The sequence below is a fragment of the Ruegeria pomeroyi DSS-3 genome (genome assembly GCF_000011965.2).
Classification (GTDB): Bacteria; Pseudomonadota; Alphaproteobacteria; order Rhodobacterales; family Rhodobacteraceae; genus Ruegeria_B; species Ruegeria_B pomeroyi.
Map to the genome: position 1 here is coordinate 2,631,637 of NC_003911.12, position 15,258 is coordinate 2,646,894.

General features: G+C 65.1%; 18 protein-coding genes and 1 tRNA gene. 12 read left to right on the plus strand and 7 right to left on the minus strand.

The genetic code is table 11. The annotated features are described in order from the left end of the window. Positions 1-60 precede the first annotated feature (60 nt). Positions 61-936, minus strand: a complete 876-nt coding sequence (locus tag SPO_RS12600; RefSeq protein ID WP_044028447.1) for a DMT family transporter — start codon at positions 934-936, stop codon at positions 61-63. Positions 937-1,036: 100 nt separating this feature from the next. Here SPO_RS12600 and SPO_RS12605 point away from each other — a divergent pair, with 100 nt between their 5' ends. Next, a complete protein-coding gene (locus SPO_RS12605) occupies positions 1,037-1,753 on the plus strand; it encodes an endonuclease/exonuclease/phosphatase family protein (protein ID WP_051420362.1) in 717 nt (238 codons plus the stop codon). A gap of 97 nt (positions 1,754-1,850) precedes the next feature. Here SPO_RS12605 and SPO_RS12610 read toward each other — a convergent pair whose 3' ends face one another. Next, a complete protein-coding gene (locus SPO_RS12610) occupies positions 1,851-2,963 on the minus strand; it encodes an anhydro-N-acetylmuramic acid kinase (protein WP_044028451.1) in 1,113 nt (370 codons plus the stop codon). 62 nt (positions 2,964-3,025) lie between these two features. On the opposite strand from SPO_RS12610, the gene tyrS reads away from it, so the two are divergent. Continuing rightward, positions 3,026-4,273 carry a tyrosine--tRNA ligase gene (gene tyrS, locus SPO_RS12615; protein WP_011048192.1) on the plus strand — a complete coding sequence of 416 codons (1,248 nt, stop codon included), beginning with the start codon at positions 3,026-3,028 and terminating at the stop codon, positions 4,271-4,273. Between the two features lie 98 nt (positions 4,274-4,371). Here tyrS and SPO_RS23435 read toward each other — a convergent pair whose 3' ends face one another. Beyond that, a complete protein-coding gene (locus SPO_RS23435) occupies positions 4,372-4,494 on the minus strand; it encodes a hypothetical protein (protein ID WP_011048193.1) in 123 nt (40 codons plus the stop codon). A 46-nt stretch (positions 4,495-4,540) separates the two neighbouring features. Between SPO_RS23435 and SPO_RS12620 the strand changes: the two genes are divergently transcribed. Both SPO_RS12620 and SPO_RS12625 read left to right on the plus strand, forming a co-directional pair. Continuing rightward, on the plus strand, positions 4,541-5,443 hold the full coding sequence (locus SPO_RS12620) for a GNAT family N-acetyltransferase (RefSeq protein ID WP_011048194.1): 903 nt from the start codon (positions 4,541-4,543) through the stop codon (positions 5,441-5,443). Positions 5,444-5,470: 27 nt separating this feature from the next. Further along, positions 5,471-6,226, plus strand: a complete 756-nt coding sequence (locus tag SPO_RS12625) for a 3-hydroxyacyl-CoA dehydrogenase (protein WP_011048195.1) — start codon at positions 5,471-5,473, stop codon at positions 6,224-6,226. A gap of 21 nt (positions 6,227-6,247) precedes the next feature. Here the strand turns inward: SPO_RS12625 and SPO_RS12630 are convergent, their stop codons facing one another. The 3 genes from SPO_RS12630 to SPO_RS12640 form a co-directional block, all read right to left on the minus strand. Beyond that, complete coding sequence (locus SPO_RS12630; RefSeq protein WP_011048196.1) at positions 6,248-8,056, minus strand: ABC-F family ATP-binding cassette domain-containing protein; 1,809 nt, start codon at positions 8,054-8,056, stop codon at positions 6,248-6,250. 52 nt (positions 8,057-8,108) lie between these two features. Further along, positions 8,109-8,849 (minus strand): GNAT family N-acetyltransferase, encoded by a 741-nt coding sequence (locus SPO_RS12635; protein ID WP_051420363.1) that lies wholly within the window; start codon positions 8,847-8,849, stop codon positions 8,109-8,111. 86 nt (positions 8,850-8,935) lie between these two features. After that, positions 8,936-9,403: an outer membrane protein assembly factor BamE gene (locus SPO_RS12640; protein ID WP_011048198.1), complete on the minus strand. Its 468-nt coding sequence runs from the start codon at positions 9,401-9,403 to the stop codon at positions 8,936-8,938. 84 nt (positions 9,404-9,487) lie between these two features. Here SPO_RS12640 and SPO_RS12645 point away from each other — a divergent pair, with 84 nt between their 5' ends. The 8 genes from SPO_RS12645 (at position 9,488) to SPO_RS12680 (ending at position 14,975) form a co-directional block, all read left to right on the plus strand. Then, the gene (locus SPO_RS12645) at positions 9,488-10,027 is read left to right on the plus strand and encodes a YceD family protein (protein ID WP_044028455.1); all 540 of its coding nucleotides are present in this window, start codon (positions 9,488-9,490) and stop codon (positions 10,025-10,027) included. 208 nt (positions 10,028-10,235) lie between these two features. Continuing rightward, positions 10,236-10,442, plus strand: coding sequence for a 50S ribosomal protein L32 (gene rpmF / locus SPO_RS12650; RefSeq protein ID WP_011048200.1), 207 nt, complete (start codon positions 10,236-10,238; stop codon positions 10,440-10,442). Positions 10,443-10,466: 24 nt separating this feature from the next. Then, complete coding sequence (gene plsX, locus SPO_RS12655) at positions 10,467-11,582, plus strand: phosphate acyltransferase PlsX (RefSeq protein WP_011048201.1); 1,116 nt, start codon at positions 10,467-10,469, stop codon at positions 11,580-11,582. Positions 11,583-11,587: 5 nt separating this feature from the next. Next, entirely contained in the window at positions 11,588-12,559 is a 972-nt protein-coding gene (locus tag SPO_RS12660) for a beta-ketoacyl-ACP synthase III (RefSeq protein ID WP_011048202.1), read from the plus strand. Positions 12,560-12,643: 84 nt separating this feature from the next. Beyond that, the gene (gene ihfA / locus SPO_RS12665; protein ID WP_011048203.1) at positions 12,644-12,946 is read left to right on the plus strand and encodes an integration host factor subunit alpha; all 303 of its coding nucleotides are present in this window, start codon (positions 12,644-12,646) and stop codon (positions 12,944-12,946) included. 18 nt (positions 12,947-12,964) lie between these two features. Continuing rightward, complete coding sequence (locus tag SPO_RS23300) at positions 12,965-13,696, plus strand: MerR family transcriptional regulator (RefSeq protein WP_011048204.1); 732 nt, start codon at positions 12,965-12,967, stop codon at positions 13,694-13,696. 61 nt (positions 13,697-13,757) lie between these two features. Then, a tRNA-Pro gene (locus SPO_RS12675) sits at positions 13,758-13,834 on the plus strand. A 61-nt stretch (positions 13,835-13,895) separates the two neighbouring features. Next, positions 13,896-14,975 carry a 2'-deoxycytidine 5'-triphosphate deaminase gene (locus tag SPO_RS12680; RefSeq protein ID WP_011048205.1) on the plus strand — a complete coding sequence of 360 codons (1,080 nt, stop codon included), beginning with the start codon at positions 13,896-13,898 and terminating at the stop codon, positions 14,973-14,975. Positions 14,976-14,985: 10 nt separating this feature from the next. On the opposite strand, the gene SPO_RS12685 is transcribed toward SPO_RS12680, so the two are convergent. After that, entirely contained in the window at positions 14,986-15,201 is a 216-nt protein-coding gene (locus tag SPO_RS12685; protein WP_030003228.1) for a hypothetical protein, read from the minus strand. Positions 15,202-15,258: the final 57 nt, after the last annotated feature.

Genomic DNA, 15,258 nt, shown 5'->3' on the forward strand with positions numbered 1-15,258 from the left:
GGGGCCTACAAAATTCGACGAATTTTGTAGGCGGGGGCTGCGCCCCCTTTTCTGCCCAGGTCAGCGCCGGTTGATCAGAACGATGCCAGCCGCCACCAGTCCCAGCGCCAGCCAGACCAAAGGCCCCACCTGCTCGCCCAACAGCAGCCAGCCCAGGATCACCGCCAGCACCGGCGACAGAAAGCTGAACGAGGCAACGCCGTTGGCCCGGTAAACGGCCAGCAGCCGGAACCAGATCAGGAAGCCCAGGCCCACCACGCCAACCGCCTGAAACAGCAGCCCGGCCCAATGCAGCAGCCCGGGCGTTCGCAGCGTCTCGCCCGTCAGCGGCGCCAGCACCAGCAGCAGCGGCGCCGAAATCACCAGCTGGCTCATCAGCTGCATCTCTGCCGGCACCCGCCCCAGCGGCGTCAGGCGCACCCCCAGCGCGATCGCCGCCCAGCACATGGCGGCAAACACGGCCAGCGCGTCGCCCAACAGGCTGACATGCGCGGCGTCGCGCTCGAGCAGTGCCAGCACCACCCCGCCCATGGCCAGCATCAGCCCCAGCACCCGCATGCCCGACAGCCGTTCGCCAGGCAGCAGAAAATGTCCGCCCAGCGCGAGCCAGACCGGCATCGAATAGAACAGGATCGAGACCCGCGAGACCGAGGTCAGATCAAGCGCGGCAAACAGCGCCATGAACTCGACGGTAAAAAGCAGCCCGGTGATCAGAGCGCCCATGAGGGCGGCGCGCGGAAACACGATGGGTTTGCGCAACAGGCGCATCCAGATCAGCACAAAGACCAGCCCCAGGGCCGAGCGCAGCCCGGCCTGGAACAGCGGGCCAAAGCCACCGCCAGTGACCTTGATCACCACCTGATTGAAGGCCAGCAGCGCGGCAATGCCAATCAGGGCGACGGCTCCGGCCGCGTCGACGGGGCGTTTCTCTTCCATCCGCCCACAGGAAGGCCGGGTCCTGCACATGTCAAGCAGATCCCGCGAACGGACCCTTGCACCGCGCCGCCCACTGCCCCATGACGGGGGGACAGGATCCATGACCCGAGCGATGATGCACTCTCAGACGCTGCGCCTTGCCAGCTACAATATCCAGAAATGCGTGGGCCTCGACCTGCGCCGCCAGCCGCGCCGCATCCTGCAGGTACTCGACGCGATGGGCGCCCGTATCGCGGTGCTGCAAGAGGCCGACAAGCGCCTGCCACCCCGTCCCGCCGCACTGCCGCATTTCGTGCTTGAAGAGGCCGGCTGGCAGGTAGTCGACCTGGGCGGCGCCGGGTCGCTGGGCTGGCACGGCAATGCGGTGATCTGGAAAGGCGCCGGCATCACCCAGCTTGCAAGCGCCCATCACGACCTGCCGGGATTCGAACCGCGCGGCGCGGTGCGGGTCGAGTTCGACACCCCGATCGGGCCGCTGCGGGTGCTGGGGCTGCATCTGGGCCTGCTCCCGGCATCGCGGCGGGACCAGATCGTGCATCTGGCGCATGACCTCGAGCGGCTGCCGCCGATGCCCACGGTCTGGGCCGGTGATTTCAATGAATGGTCGCGCCAGCCGGTGCTGGATCATCTGGCGCCGATGCTGCGCTTCCTTCCGGCCCGGCCCAGCTTTCCTGCGCCGCGGCCGCTGGGTGCGCTGGACCGGATCGCGCACAGCCCGGAGCTGAGCGCCGTGGCGCATGGCGTCTTTGCCGAGCGTCCCGCCCCCATCGCCTCGGATCATCTGCCGGTCTGGGCCGATCTCACGCGTCCGGTCTGACAGCCCTCAAACGGTACAAAAGCTTCTTTCTGGCAGGAACTACTCCGGGAGGGCTGAAAAAATTCGTCGAATTTTTTCAGCAGCGGCAACGTCCCCGTCAGGCCTCGTCCGGCAGGCTGACCATGCCGCCACCCACCAGCGCGCCCACGCCGGTGGTGCCGGGGCACGAGGTTGACAGGCCGCGCGCGACCCGCACCGCCAGATAGGCGAAGGCCTGCGCCTCCAGCATGTCACCATCGAGGCCAACGCATTCGACCGGTTCAACGGCACAATCCAGGGACACTTGCAGCATCTCCATCAGCACCGGGTTGTGCCGCCCGCCGCCGGTGACCAGTACGCGGGCGGGCGGGCGCGGACAATGCTCCATCCCTTGCGCCACCGCAGCCGCGCACATCCCTGTCAGCGTTGCCACCGCATCGCTGTCGCTGAGTTCCGACACCAACCCGATCATCTCGGCAAAATCGTTCCGGTCCAGAGACTTGGGTGGCATTCTTGAGAAATAGGGCTCGGCCAGGAACAGCTCCAGCGCGCCGGTCTCCACCGTGCCACCCCGCGCCACCGCGCCGCCCTCGTCCATCGGCAGCCCCAGCCGCGCCTGCATCAGATCGTTGACCGGGGCATTGGCCGGCCCGGTGTCAAAGGCCAGAAGCGCGCCGGGCACCTCGGGCCGCTCAAATGACGGGTCCACATAGGTCAGGTTGCCCACCCCGCCCAGGTTCAGGAAACACAAGGGCTCGGTCGCACCGATCCACTTGGCGCAGGCAAAGTGAAAGAACGGCGCCAAAGGCGCGCCTTCGCCGCCCAGCTGCACATCGTCGCTGCGGAAATCCCAGACCACCGGCCGCCGCAGGGCGGCGGCCAAAGCCGCACCATCGCCGACCTGCAAGGTGCCGCGCCCGCGCGGCTCATGCGCCAGGGTCTGTCCGTGAAAACCCACCAGATCGACGCCCTCGAACCCGGCCAGCGCCTGCGCATGGGCGCGCGTCACCAGATCGCCCGCCGCCTCCACCTCGGGTCCGGCCCAACGCCCCAGTCCGGCGCGCAACACCGCGCGTTCCTCGGGCGAATAGGCGCGGTAGCCCACCGGCCCGAACCCAAAAATCGCCAGACCGTCGGTCTCGACCACCGCCGCATCGACCCCGTCCAGCGACGTGCCAGACATTGCCCCCAGCGCCGTCACCGGCCCCTCTCGCCCGATGGCCCTCTTCATGGCCTTTTCCTTTGTTCAACTGCCGCCTATAAGTGCCCCGCAATCCAACCCCGAGGCAAGACATGACCTACCATCCCAAATCGGATTTCATCGCGGTGATGATGGAGCGCGGCTTTCTTGCCGACTGCACCGATTACCAGGGCCTCGACGAGGCGCTGATGAAGGGATGCCAGCCCGGCTATATCGGCTTTGACGCCACCGCCAAGTCGCTGCATGTGGGCAGCCTCATTCAGATCATGATGCTGCGCTGGCTGCAAAAGACCGGGCACAAGCCGATCACCCTGATGGGCGGCGGCACCACCAAGGTGGGCGATCCGTCCTTCCGCGCCGATGAACGCCCGCTGCTGACGCCCGCACAGATCGACGACAATATCGCCGGGATCCGCAAGGTATTTGCCGCCTATATCGACTATGACAGCGGCGCCGAGAACGCGGCGCTGATGCTCAACAACGAAGAATGGCTCGACGATCTGAACTATCTCGATTTCCTGCGCGACATCGGGCGGCATTTCTCGGTCAACCGGATGCTGTCGTTCGAGTCGGTGAAATCCCGCCTCGACCGCGAACAATCGCTCAGCTTCCTCGAATTCAACTACATGATCCTGCAAGCCTATGATTTCATGGAGCTCAACCGTCGCTATGGCTGCATCCTGCAAATGGGCGGCTCGGACCAGTGGGGCAATATCGTCAACGGCATCGACCTGACCCGCCGGGTGATCGACCACGAGGTCTATGGCCTCACCTCGCCCTTGCTGACCACGTCTGACGGCAAGAAGATGGGCAAGAGCCAGGACGGCGCCGTCTGGCTCAACCCCGATATGCGCTCGCCCTACGAGTTCTGGCAGTTCTGGCGCAACACCACCGATGCCGATGTTGGCCGCTTCCTGAAACTCTATACCGAGCTTCCGGTGGGCGAATGCGACCGTCTGGGCGCGCTGGCAGGCTCCGAGATCAACGCCGCCAAGGTGATTCTCGCCAACGAGGTGACCGCGTTGTGTCACGGGGCCGAGGCGGCAGCGACGGCCGAGGCCACTGCCCGCGAGGTGTTCGAAAAGGGCGGTATCGGCGACGACCTGCCCACGCTCACCCTCGGCGCGGCCGACCTGCCCGCATCAATCGTGCAGCTGATCGTCAAGACGGGCCTGGCCAAATCCGGCAAGGAGGCCAAACGCCTCATCGCCGAGGATGGCGCGCGCCTGAACGACGCGCCGCTGACCGATGCCGGGATGATGATCGAAGCGGGCGATCTGGCCGCTCCGATCAAGCTCAGCGCCGGCAAGAAACGCCACGCATTGGTGCAGCTGGGCTGAACCACACCACCTGCGCCCGCCCCTTCATTCCGCCGGAAACACTCCGGTGGGAGGCGCCGACAGGCGACGGGGGCAGCGCCCCCGCCCAGGGGCAGGGTTCAGAGCAGCAGAACCAGCCACGGCAGCCCAACCAGCAGCAGCGACAGCAGGCAGGCCACAAGAAAGGCCGCGGCCCGCGTGATCCGGGCACCGGGGAGTATCTGGCGATAGACCTGTTTCATACCTCCAGTTAACCGGGCTTTAGGTTTCCAGCCCGTTAATGGGCATATGTTCGATGCCGCTCTGCCAGATACCGTTCCGCTTCAGCAAAGCGCCGAGTTTGCCGCAGCACTGTCGCTCTGCGGTCGGCGGGCGCTGCGGCTTGAGGATGGGACGCTGCTGCTCTGCCGGCCTATCGCCGGGGTGCCGTTGCTGTTGGCCAGCCGGGCACGGCTGGTTCCCGACACCCTGCCCGCCTTGCTGGCGCGCGCGCGCCTGCACCGGCGCGCGATCCTGCTGAACCCGGACGCGCCCAGCGCTGAGCTTGCCCGCCTTGGCGCGGTGCCGCTGGTCACGCCTGCCCATGTGGCCGAGCTGGACCTGACCGGCGACCTGCGCGCGGGGCTGCACCAGAAATGGCGCAACCGCCTGCGCCATGGCGAAGGTCAGGAGCTGATCGTGACTCGCCAAACCCTGCCCCAGACCCCCGACCACTGGCTGTTTCGGGCCGAGGCCGCGCAACAGCGCGCGCGCGGCTATCGCACCTGGCCGACCGAAGTGACTCTCGCCTATGGCAGGGCCAATCCCGGTGCGGCCAAACTGTTTACCGCCCGTCAGGGCAAGACGCCGGTGGCGGCGCTGGTTGTGCTGCGCCATGGCTCTGGCGCCAGCTATCACATCGGCCACAGCACCCCGGCGGGACGCGCGCTCAGTGCCCATAACCTGCTGTTGTGGCGGGCGATGACCTGGCTTGCCGCCAAGGGGGTTCGCCACCTCGACCTGGGCCCGGTCGACACCGAGACAACCCCCGGCCTGGCACGGTTCAAACTTGGCACCGGTGCCCGCGCCCGCCCCCTTGGCGGCACCTGGGCCTGGTGGCCGCCCCTGGGTAAAACGCTGCGTCCGCTGGCCCGGCTCGACCACGCGCGCATGTTTCAAAGCTGGACAGACACCCCCGCCCCGGATTATTGAACAGGTGTTCATATCAGGGAGAGGCCCATGCAACTCGACACAACCGCAGCCGTGATCACCGGCGGTGCTTCCGGCCTGGGCGAGGCGACCGCCCGCTATTTCGCCGAGAAGGGCGCCCAGGTCACCATTCTGGACCGCGACAGCGCGCGCGGTGAGACGGTCGCCGACGAGATCGGCGGGCATTTCGCCCAGACCGACGTGACCAGCGAAGACTCGGTCGCCGCAGCCATCGCTCACGCCATGGAGAAGATGGGCAAGATCACCGCCGCGGTGAACTGCGCCGGGATCGCCTATGGGATCAAGACGGTGGGCAAGGAGGGCGCGCATCCGCTCGACGCCTTTCAGCGCACCATCGACATCAACCTGGTCGGCAGCTTCAACGTCGCCCGCCTGGCCGCTGTCGAGATGGCCAGGAACGAACCCGAGCCGGATGGCGCGCGCGGGGTGATCATCAACACCGCCTCGATTGCGGCCTTTGACGGGCAAAAGGGTCAGGTGGCCTATTCCGCCTCCAAGGGTGGCGTTGTGGGCATGACCCTGCCGATGGCGCGCGATCTGGCCTCGACCGGGATCCGGGTGATGACCATCGCCCCGGGTATCTTCCTGACGCCGATGCTGATGGGCCTGCCTGACGAGGTGCGCGCCGGTCTGGCCGCCGATGTGCCCAACCCCGCCCGCCTGGGAGACCCGCGCGAATATGGCCGTCTCGCCGGGTTCATCGTCGAAATGGGCTATCTCAACGGCGAGGTGATCCGGCTGGACGGCGCCCTGCGGATGCGCTGAGCCTTTGGCCTGTGGCCGGGGTTACCCGGCCTCGGCCTTTTCTTCCAGCGCCAGCCATTCCTCTTCGAGGGCAGAGAGTTTCTCTTGCCGCTGCACCAGCGCCTCGGTCGCTTTCTGGAACTTGACCGGCTCGCGGGTGTAAAGCTCGGGGTCGGCCATCAGCTCTTGCAGCTTGGCGATCTCGGCCTCAAGTCGGGCGATCTCAGCCGGCAAGGCCTCGAGCCGGTGCTTTTCCGAGAAGGTCAGGCCCGATTTCACCTTCATCTCTTGCTTTATCTTTGGCGCAGAAGGCTTTGATTTCACGTCTTCCTTCGGCGCATCTTCGCCCCGCTGGGCGCGATAGTCCGACCAGCCGCCAGCATAGACCACGGCGCGGCCGTCGCCTTCCATCGCAACTGTCGTCGTGGCAACACGGTCCAGGAAATCACGGTCGTGGCTGACCAGCAGCACGGTGCCGTCGTAATCGTCCAGAATCTCCTGCAGCAGGTCGAGCGTTTCCACATCCAGATCGTTGGTCGGTTCGTCCAGCACCAGCACGTTCGAGGGTTTCGCCATCAGACGCGCCAGCAACAGCCGCGCCTTCTCGCCCCCCGAGAGCGACTTCACCGCCGCCCGCGCCTGACGTTCGTCGAACAGGAAATCCTTGAGATAGGCCACCACATGTTTGGGCTGGCCGCGCACCATGACCTGATCGGCCTTGCCCGATACGCGCATCTCGGGGTCGCTCGTCAGACTGTCCCAAAGGCTCATCTCGGGGTCGAGCTGGGCGCGGGTCTGGTCAAACACCGCGACTTCCAGATTGGTGCCCAACCGCACGGTGCCGGTATCAGGGTCTACCTGCCCCAGCAGCATCTTGAGCACGGTGGTCTTGCCCACCCCATTGGGCCCGACAAAGGCGACCCGGTCGCCGCGCAACACGGTCAGGTCCAGCCCGCGCAGGATCGGCTTGCCATCAAACGCCTTGGTCAATCCCTTCGCCTCGATCACCTTGCGGCCCGATTTCGGACCCGCATCCAGCGACATCGCCGCCGTGCCCTGACGCTTGATCTGCGCGGCGCGTTCGGCCCGCAGCGCCTGCAACGCGCGCACCCGGCCCTGGTTGCGCTTGCGCCGGGCGCTGATGCCTTCGACCGCCCAGCGGCTTTCGGATTTGATCAGCCGGTTCAGCTTGTGTCGGGCGGTGTCCTCATCCTCCCAGATCTTGTCGCGCCAGGCTTCGAAATCCTCGAATCCACGCTCTTGCCGACGCACCATTCCCCTGTCGATCCATAGGGTTGCACGTGTCAGTGCACGCAGGAACGCACGGTCGTGCGAGATCAGCACAAAGGCGGCGCGGGTGGCCGACAGCTCGCGTTCGAGCCAGCCGATCGCCTCGATATCCAGATGGTTGGTCGGTTCGTCCAGCAACATCAGCTCGGGCGCCTCGGCCATCAGCTTGGCCAGCGCGGCGCGGCGCCGTTCGCCGCCCGAGGCGGTTTCGATCGCGCGGGCGGGGTCGAATTTCAGCCCCTCACCGGCGCGCTCGACCTTGTAAAGCTCGCCCGGCTCCAGCGCGCTCGCGGCATAATCGCCCAGCGTGGCGAACCCGGACATGGTCGGGTCCTGCTCCATATAGCCGACCGACTTGCCGGGCGGGATCACGATCTCGCCCGCGTCCGCTTCGACCAGCCCGGCCATCACCTTCATCAGGGTGGATTTGCCCGACCCGTTGCGCCCGACCAGCGCCACGCGGTCACCCGGTTGAACCACCAGGTCGAGATCGGAAAACACCGGTTCGCCGCCGAAAGTCAGCGAGATACCGGTCATCTGCAACAGAGGAATACGTGCCATGCCCGCCAGCTAAACCGCGCCCCGCATGGCGTCAACGCCCCTTGTGCGTCCTCTAGCCAGCCACCGCCCGCAACAGCCGCTTGCGCGCGGGCGGGATGGCGCCGATCTCAAGCCCGGTAAACACGTGCAGCGTGTTCATCTGCCGGTCAACCACCGCGTGATCGCTGACCCAGCCGCCCATCAGCAGATAGGTCCTGAGCAGCGGCGGCATCCGCAGCATCGCCTTTTTGGCGTCGGGCTTGCGCCGCAGGCGGGCGGCGAATCGGAACACATCGGGCGCCTTGACCCGGGGCAGCCAGCGCTTGGGCGCCAGGTGGCGGTGTTTCAGCATTGCAAAGGCGTCGAGATAGTCGGCCGTCTCGGTGCCCGCGAAAGAGGAGCAGCCAAACAGCATCTGCACCCCGGTTCGGTCGACAAATGTGGTCATCGCGCCCCAGGCCACCCGCAGGATATCGGCGTCGTGATGATCGGGATGGATGCAGAAACGGCCCATCTCGACCATGCGCCCCTCGAAACTCTGCAACCCCGTCAGTTCGTAGAATTGCGCCGAATAGCTGCGCCCGATCTCGGCGCCGCCCTCCATCGTCAGCATCCGGAAACAGCAGACCAGCATGTCGCCCTGACGCATGTCCTCGACCAGCACATGATCGCAAAGCGCGTCGAAATGGTCCCGGTCAGGTGTTGTCGTGCGAAAGGCCAATGTGCGCAGCGCCTGCGCAGCGGCAACATCCTCGGGGCCCCGCGCCAGTCGCGCGCGATAGCGGCCCTTGCTCAACAGTATGGCATCCGGCATCACGCGGCCCTCCACTGAACAGGTCAAACCTAGTGGGCCGACCCCTAGCACACAAGACGTGACGCCGGGGTGACAGGTCTTGCCGATCAGTTGATCACATTGGCGGGGTTGAAACTGCCCAGGTTGCCCAGCAGCTGGCGGATAAAGGTCTTGTCCTCGACGCTGGAGCTGGTCACGCGCCGTTCCAGCGGGATGACCCGCCCGTCTTCCAGCCCGTAGCGCTCGATATTGCGGACCACGCCGCGCTGATCGAAGCTGATCGCCACCAGCTCGCGCGAGACAACCTGCGGCGCGCGGGCGCCATAGTGGCGCATGCGGCTGGCCACATAGTAATAGCCGCTTTCGTTCAGCAGACCCGAAGAACTGGGCGTGCCAACCGCCTCGACAACGCTGTCGCGGGTATCGACGCCGACCTGGATCGCGGCCAGCTCCTCGGCGGTGGGCACATAGCCGTGATTGCGGTAGATGGCGGTACAGGCAGTGAGCACACCGGCAGTGAGGCCGATTGCCACAATACGGAACACCGGTTTCAGCAGCCCTGCGGTCTTTGACATTCCTGCCCCCTTGCCTTGGCCTCGCGCGCCTTTTATCCCGATTACAGAAACCTTTGCTCCGGTTCAACAGACGAAAGCTCTTCTATGTCAGACGAAACCGTGTTGCGGGTCGCCGATCTGCCACAAAACAGCGTTACCTCTTTCGATCTGCGCCCTGCCCCCGCGCAGCTGGCCGAGATCGCACAACAGCTGGGCCTGGACGGGCTGCGCAAGCTGCGCTTCAGCGGCACGCTAAGGGCCGAGGGCAAGCGCGACTGGCGGCTTGAGGCCGATTTGGGCGCCACCGTGATCCAGCCCTGCGTGGTGACGCTGGACCCGGTCACCACCCGCATCGACACCCCTCTGACCCGGCTGTTTCTTGCCGATTGGGCCGATCCTGACGAAGAAGAGGCCGAAATGGCCACCGAGGATGACGAGGCCGAACCGCTGCGTGACACGATCGACCTGAACGCGGTGATGTGCGAGGCGCTGGCGCTGAACCTGCCGGCCTATCCCCGCAAGGAGGGCGTCGAACTGGGCCAGGCGGGGTTCACCGAGCCGGGCAAACAGGCGATGACGGACGAGGAAACCCGCCCCTTTGCCGGGCTTGCGGCACTACGCGAAACCCTCAAAAAAGACTCATGACAAGGGCGTTGAAACCTGCCATAGGGAGCGGTCAGAAAAACCCCTTGAACGTGGCGAGAATCGCAGTATTTTCGCGCGCTCAATCGGATTTAGGGTTGGACAAGGCGGGGGCTGCGGCCTAAACGCTCGTCACGCCTTCTGGGAAACGAAGAATGAAACCGGCCTGCGGCGCTGCCTGCGGCCCTTAGTTAAGACAAAGGTTGAGACAATGGCTGTCCAACAGAACAAAGTATCCAAATCGCGTCGCAACATGCGCCGTGCGCATGACGCCCTGGTTGCTGCCAACCCGAACGAATGCGGCAATTGCGGCGAACTGAAGCGCCCGCACCACGTCTGCGCCGCCTGCGGCCATTACGATGACCGCGAGGTTGTTGCCCAGGCCGACGAGATCGAGCTGGACGAAGACGCGGCCTAAGCCCGATCTGGAGCAGGCCACGGCATGACGGCTCAGCCCGATCAGACCGGCAGTGCGTCCGGACAGATCATCATCTCGGTTGACGCCATGGGCGGGGACGCGGGTCCCTCGGTCGTGGTGGCAGGCATTGCGAAATCGGCAAAGAAGAATCCCCAGGTGGGGTTCATTCTGCACGGCCCCGAAGACACGCTGAAGAAGCTGGTCGCCAAGCGGCGCGTTCTGGACGGACGCGTCGTTTTTCGTGATTGCCCCGATGTGGTCACGATGGAGGACAAGCCCAGCCAGGTCGTGCGCAACGGCAAGAACACGTCGATGTGGTCGACGCTGGAATCGGTACGCAACGGCGAAGCCGCCGGCGCGGTCAGTTGCGGCAATACCGGGGCGCTGATGGCGCTCAGCATGCTGCGGCTGCGGCGCCTGCCGGGGGTGACCCGCCCGGCCATTGCGATTCTGTTCCCCTCGGGCAATCCGCAGGGCTTCAACGTGCTGCTGGACGCCGGCGCCGATATCCGCGCCGATGCCCGCGACCTGCTGCAATACGCGCTGATGGGCGCCTCTTATGCCCGTAACGGCATGAACCTCCTCCGCCCCCGTGTCGGCCTGCTGAATGTCGGCACCGAGGAACACAAGGGCAAAGCAGAGCTGAAAGAGGCGCAGGCGCTGATCGCCGAGTATGCCGAACGCGCCAATTACGAATTCGTAGGATTCGTCGAAGGCAGCGACATACCCGGCAAGCGCTGCGATGTGATCGTCACCGACGGTTTTACCGGCAATGTGGCGATCAAGACCGGCGAAGGCACCGCCCGCATGATCGGCTCGCTGCTGCGCGAGGCGTTCAAATACTCGCCGCTCTCGCGGCTGGCCTCGCTGCTGGCGGTTACCTCGTTGCGGCGGCTGAGCAAGCGGATCGACCCGCGCCGGGTCAATGGCGGCGTGTTCCTGGGGCTGAACGGCACCGTGATCAAATCGCATGGCAGCGCCGATGACACGGGCATCTCGGCGGCTGTCAAGCTCGCGTTCACTCTCGCCCAATCAGGTTTTGCCGAGCGGCTGGCCGCCCGGGTTGCATCCGCCGCCGCCCTTACCCAAGATGAAGCGGCCCCCACCGGGGCTCAGGCAGAAAAACAAGAAAGCAGGTAAATTCCATGGCAGGCCGCGCAGTTGTCAAAGGTGTCGGGCACTATCTTCCCGAACGGGTCGTTCCCAACGCGGCATTCGAGAAAACCCTGGATACCACCGACGAATGGATCCGCAGCCGGTCGGGCATCGAACGGCGCCATTTCGCCGCCGAGGGCGAGACCACCTCGGATCTGGCCACCCGCGCCGCCGAGGCCGCGCTGGCCGACGCGGGGATCAGCGCCGAGCAGATCGACGCCATCGTTCTGGCCACGTCGACCGCCGACCTGACCTTTCCCTCGGCGGCCACGATGGTGCAGGCGCGCCTGGGCATGACCAACGGCTATGCCTTTGATGTGCAAGCGGTTTGCGCCGGTTTCGTCTATGCGCTGAGCAATGCCAACGCGCTGATCGTGTCCGGTCAGGCCAAGCGGGTCCTGGTGATCGGTGCCGAAACCTTCAGCCGCATCATGGACTGGACCGACCGTTCGACCTGTGTGCTGTTCGGCGACGGCGCCGGCGCGCTGGTGCTGGAATATGAAGAGGGTGAGGGCACCCCGCAAGACCGGGGCATCCTGTCGGTCGACCTGAATTCCGACGGCCGCTACAAGGACCTTCTGTATGTCGACGGGGGCGTGTCGACCCAGACCACCGGCCATCTGCGCATGCAAGGCAACCAGGTGTTCCGCCACGCGGTCGAGAAGCTGGCCCAGACCGCCGAGACCGCGCTGGACAAGGCCGGGCTGAGCAGCGCCGATGTGGACTGGATCGTGCCGCATCAGGCCAATATCCGCATCATCCAGGGCACCGCCAAGAAGATGGGCCTGCCGATGGACAAGGTGGTGGTGACCGTGCAGGACCACGGCAACACCTCGGCCGCCTCGATCCCGCTGGCGCTGTCGGTGGGCAAGGCGCGCGGTCAGATCAAGACCGGCGATCTGGTCGTGACCGAGGCCATCGGCGGAGGTCTGGCCTGGGGTGCGGTGGTTCTGCGCTGGTAGCGGCCTATCTTTCCCTCTGCAATTCATTGATATTGACAGGGAATTTCCTGACCCCCTATGCTTTGTCAGCAACAGGGGGTCGGCATGAGTGACAAAACTCTCACACGGATGGATTTGAGCGAGGCGGTTTTCCGCGAAGTGGGCCTGTCGCGCAATGAAAGCGCGCAGCTGGTGGAAAGCATGTTGAACCACATGTCCGACGCGCTGGTGCGCGGCGAACAGGTCAAAATCTCGTCCTTTGGCACTTTCAGCGTACGGGACAAATCCGCCCGGGTCGGGCGCAATCCCAAGACCGGCGAGGAAGTCCCGATTCAGCCGCGCCGGGTCCTGACCTTTCGTCCCTCGCACCTGATGAAGGAGCGGGTTGCCGCCGGAAACCGCAAGTAAAGCAAGGGGTCCGATCTCATGAGCAAATCACCCGATGCCTTTCGCACCATCTCGGAAGTCGCGGAATGGCTGGGGGTGCAGGCCCATGTTCTGCGGTTCTGGGAAAGCAAGTTCAACCAGGTCAAACCGGTCAAGCGTGCCGGCGGGCGCCGCTATTACCGGCCCGCGGACATGCAGTTGCTGGGCGGCATCAAGAAGTTGCTGCATGACGATGGCATGACCATCAAGGGCGTGCAGAAACTGTTGCGCGAACAGGGCGTGGCCCATGTCGCCGAGCAGTCGCAGGATCTGGAGGATTCGGCCACCCCTGCCCCGGAAAGCGGCGGCAACGTGGTCCGGTTCAAGGCCCAGCCCGCCGATATCGACGAGGCATTGCAGTTCGACATGGACCTGGGCGAGCCTGTGCCGACCGAAGTTCTGCAAAAGATCGTCTCCGATTCGGCCCCAGCGCTTGCGGACGAGGATGACGACGATTCAGAAGGCGATGTCGAAATTCTGAGCGCACCCCGGCAAGAGACCGCCGAGACACCCGAACCCGCCCAAGCCGACATGGCCGAGGAGGAGGAGGTGCAAGCGCCCCGCCCGCTTGCCATCGAGGTGGCCGATATCCCCGCCGATGATGTCATCGAGGCGGAGCCCGGCCCGCTGAGCGCGCTGGCCGATATCCATGTGCTGCCGGTGGCGGCGCAATCGGGGATCCGCCCGCTTGCCGCCGAATTGCAGGCCTGGCTGGATCGTCAGGCGGGATAAGAAAAAAGGGTATGTTTTCCTCTTGCCCCTGCCGGGAAAACCGGTATGTACACCACAACGTCGGGCTATGGCGCAGCCTGGTAGCGCGTCCGTCTGGGGGACGGAAGGTCGCAGGTTCGAGTCCTGCTAGCCCGACCAAATCACACCGACGTAACAAAAAATTGGCAGACCAGGGCCTCTGGACCGCGGAGGGAACGGGATGACCGGCGTGTGCCCGAACCAGCAGATCGAGGCAATGATCGCAGGCGGAGAGATCCGTGCCGAACCGCCGGTTCTGCCTGAACAGATCCAGCCCGCCAGCCTGGATTTGCGTCTGGGCACCGTGGCTTATCGCGTGCGCGCCTCGTTTCTGGCGGGGGCTGGCCACAGCGTTGCCGACCGTCTGGCCGAATTCGAAATGCACCGGATCGACATCAGCCAGGGCGCTGTTCTGGAAAAGGGCTGCGTCTATCTGGTGCCGCTGATGGAATCGCTGGCCCTGCCCGCTCAGATCAACGCCGTCGCAAATGCCAAGAGCTCGACCGGGCGGTTGGACCTGTTGACCCGCACCATCACCGATGGCGGTACCGAGTTCGATCGCATTCCCGCAGGCTATACCGGACCGCTTTACGCCGAGATCTGCCCCCGCTCGTTTTCCGTGCTGGTGCGGCCCGGCATGCGGTTGAACCAGATCCGGTTCCGGCGCGGCCAGGCGGTGCTGGACGATACCGCCCTGCGCGCGCTGCACGCCGAGATGCCATTGGTCGATGGCCCGGCGGTGATTCAGGATGGGTTGGGCTTTTCGGTCGATCTGCGCCTGCCCGGCAGTGATCTGGTAGGTTATCGCGCCAAGCCGCATACCGGCGTGATCGACCTGGACCGGATCGGCGCCTATGATCCGGCGGAATACTGGGAGGAAGTGCGCAGCCGCGATGGCCGCATCATCCTCGATCCCGGTGCGTTTTACATCCTCGTGAGCCGCGAGGCGGTGCATATCCCGCCGCTTTATGCCGCCGAAATGGCCCCCTATCTGGCGATGGTGGGCGAGTTCCGGGTGCATTACGCGGGGTTCTTCGACCCCGGTTTCGGCCATGCGCAGGCCGGTGGCGCCGGCTCGCGCGGGGTGCTCGAGGTGCGCTGCCACGAGGCGCCCTTTGTGCTGGAACACGGGCAGATCGTCGGGCGTCTGGTCTATGAAAAGATGGCCGAACAGCCCACGCAGCTCTACGGCGCAGGCATCGCGTCGAATTACCAGGGTCAGGGCCTGAAACTGTCAAAGCACTTCAAGACCCCCGCGTAACCCACTGTCTTTACAGCTCTTGTTCGTTTCGCGCCGCGCGGCGCGCCTGACGCATTTCGCGGATCCGTTCGCGTTCGGGGTCGGGTTCATGCTGCTCTGGCGGCGGTGCCTTGCGCGACTTGCGCCCCATGTTCGACACCGCGTCAAAGCCCGCATTGACGCCGCCATTCACCGCCCGGCGTATCACCGTGCGGATGACCATGTCGATCAGCTGGTTCACGTTCATGAGTTTTTCCTCGTTGCTGCCCGTGCAGAGACATAGCATCAAATTTGGGAAATTTCA

Bases quoted from the DNA above. Each gene is read 5' to 3' on its own strand.
- SPO_RS12685 (WP_030003228.1), bottom strand. From the start codon at position 15,201: ATGAACGTGAACCAGCTGATCGACATGGTCATCCGCACGGTGATACGC.
- SPO_RS23300 (WP_011048204.1), top strand. From the start codon at position 12,965: ATGAGCAAATCACCCGATGCCTTTCGCACCATCTCGGAAGTCGCGGAA.
- SPO_RS12680 (WP_011048205.1), top strand. From the start codon at position 13,896: ATGACCGGCGTGTGCCCGAACCAGCAGATCGAGGCAATGATCGCAGGC.
- rpmF (WP_011048200.1), top strand. From the start codon at position 10,236: ATGGCTGTCCAACAGAACAAAGTATCCAAATCGCGTCGCAACATGCGC.
- SPO_RS12605 (WP_051420362.1), top strand. From the start codon at position 1,037: ATGACCCGAGCGATGATGCACTCTCAGACGCTGCGCCTTGCCAGCTAC.
- ihfA (WP_011048203.1), top strand. From the start codon at position 12,644: ATGAGTGACAAAACTCTCACACGGATGGATTTGAGCGAGGCGGTTTTC.
- SPO_RS12635 (WP_051420363.1), bottom strand. From the start codon at position 8,849: ATGCCGGATGCCATACTGTTGAGCAAGGGCCGCTATCGCGCGCGACTG.
- SPO_RS23435 (WP_011048193.1), bottom strand. From the start codon at position 4,494: ATGAAACAGGTCTATCGCCAGATACTCCCCGGTGCCCGGATCACGCGG.
- SPO_RS12640 (WP_011048198.1), bottom strand. From the start codon at position 9,403: ATGTCAAAGACCGCAGGGCTGCTGAAACCGGTGTTCCGTATTGTGGCA.
- SPO_RS12630 (WP_011048196.1), bottom strand. From the start codon at position 8,056: ATGGCACGTATTCCTCTGTTGCAGATGACCGGTATCTCGCTGACTTTC.
- SPO_RS12645 (WP_044028455.1), top strand. From the start codon at position 9,488: ATGTCAGACGAAACCGTGTTGCGGGTCGCCGATCTGCCACAAAACAGC.
- SPO_RS12600 (WP_044028447.1), bottom strand. From the start codon at position 936: ATGGAAGAGAAACGCCCCGTCGACGCGGCCGGAGCCGTCGCCCTGATT.
- tyrS (WP_011048192.1), top strand. From the start codon at position 3,026: ATGACCTACCATCCCAAATCGGATTTCATCGCGGTGATGATGGAGCGC.
- SPO_RS12610 (WP_044028451.1), bottom strand. From the start codon at position 2,963: ATGAAGAGGGCCATCGGGCGAGAGGGGCCGGTGACGGCGCTGGGGGCA.
- SPO_RS12660 (WP_011048202.1), top strand. From the start codon at position 11,588: ATGGCAGGCCGCGCAGTTGTCAAAGGTGTCGGGCACTATCTTCCCGAA.
- SPO_RS12625 (WP_011048195.1), top strand. From the start codon at position 5,471: ATGCAACTCGACACAACCGCAGCCGTGATCACCGGCGGTGCTTCCGGC.
- SPO_RS12620 (WP_011048194.1), top strand. From the start codon at position 4,541: ATGTTCGATGCCGCTCTGCCAGATACCGTTCCGCTTCAGCAAAGCGCC.
- plsX (WP_011048201.1), top strand. From the start codon at position 10,467: ATGACGGCTCAGCCCGATCAGACCGGCAGTGCGTCCGGACAGATCATC.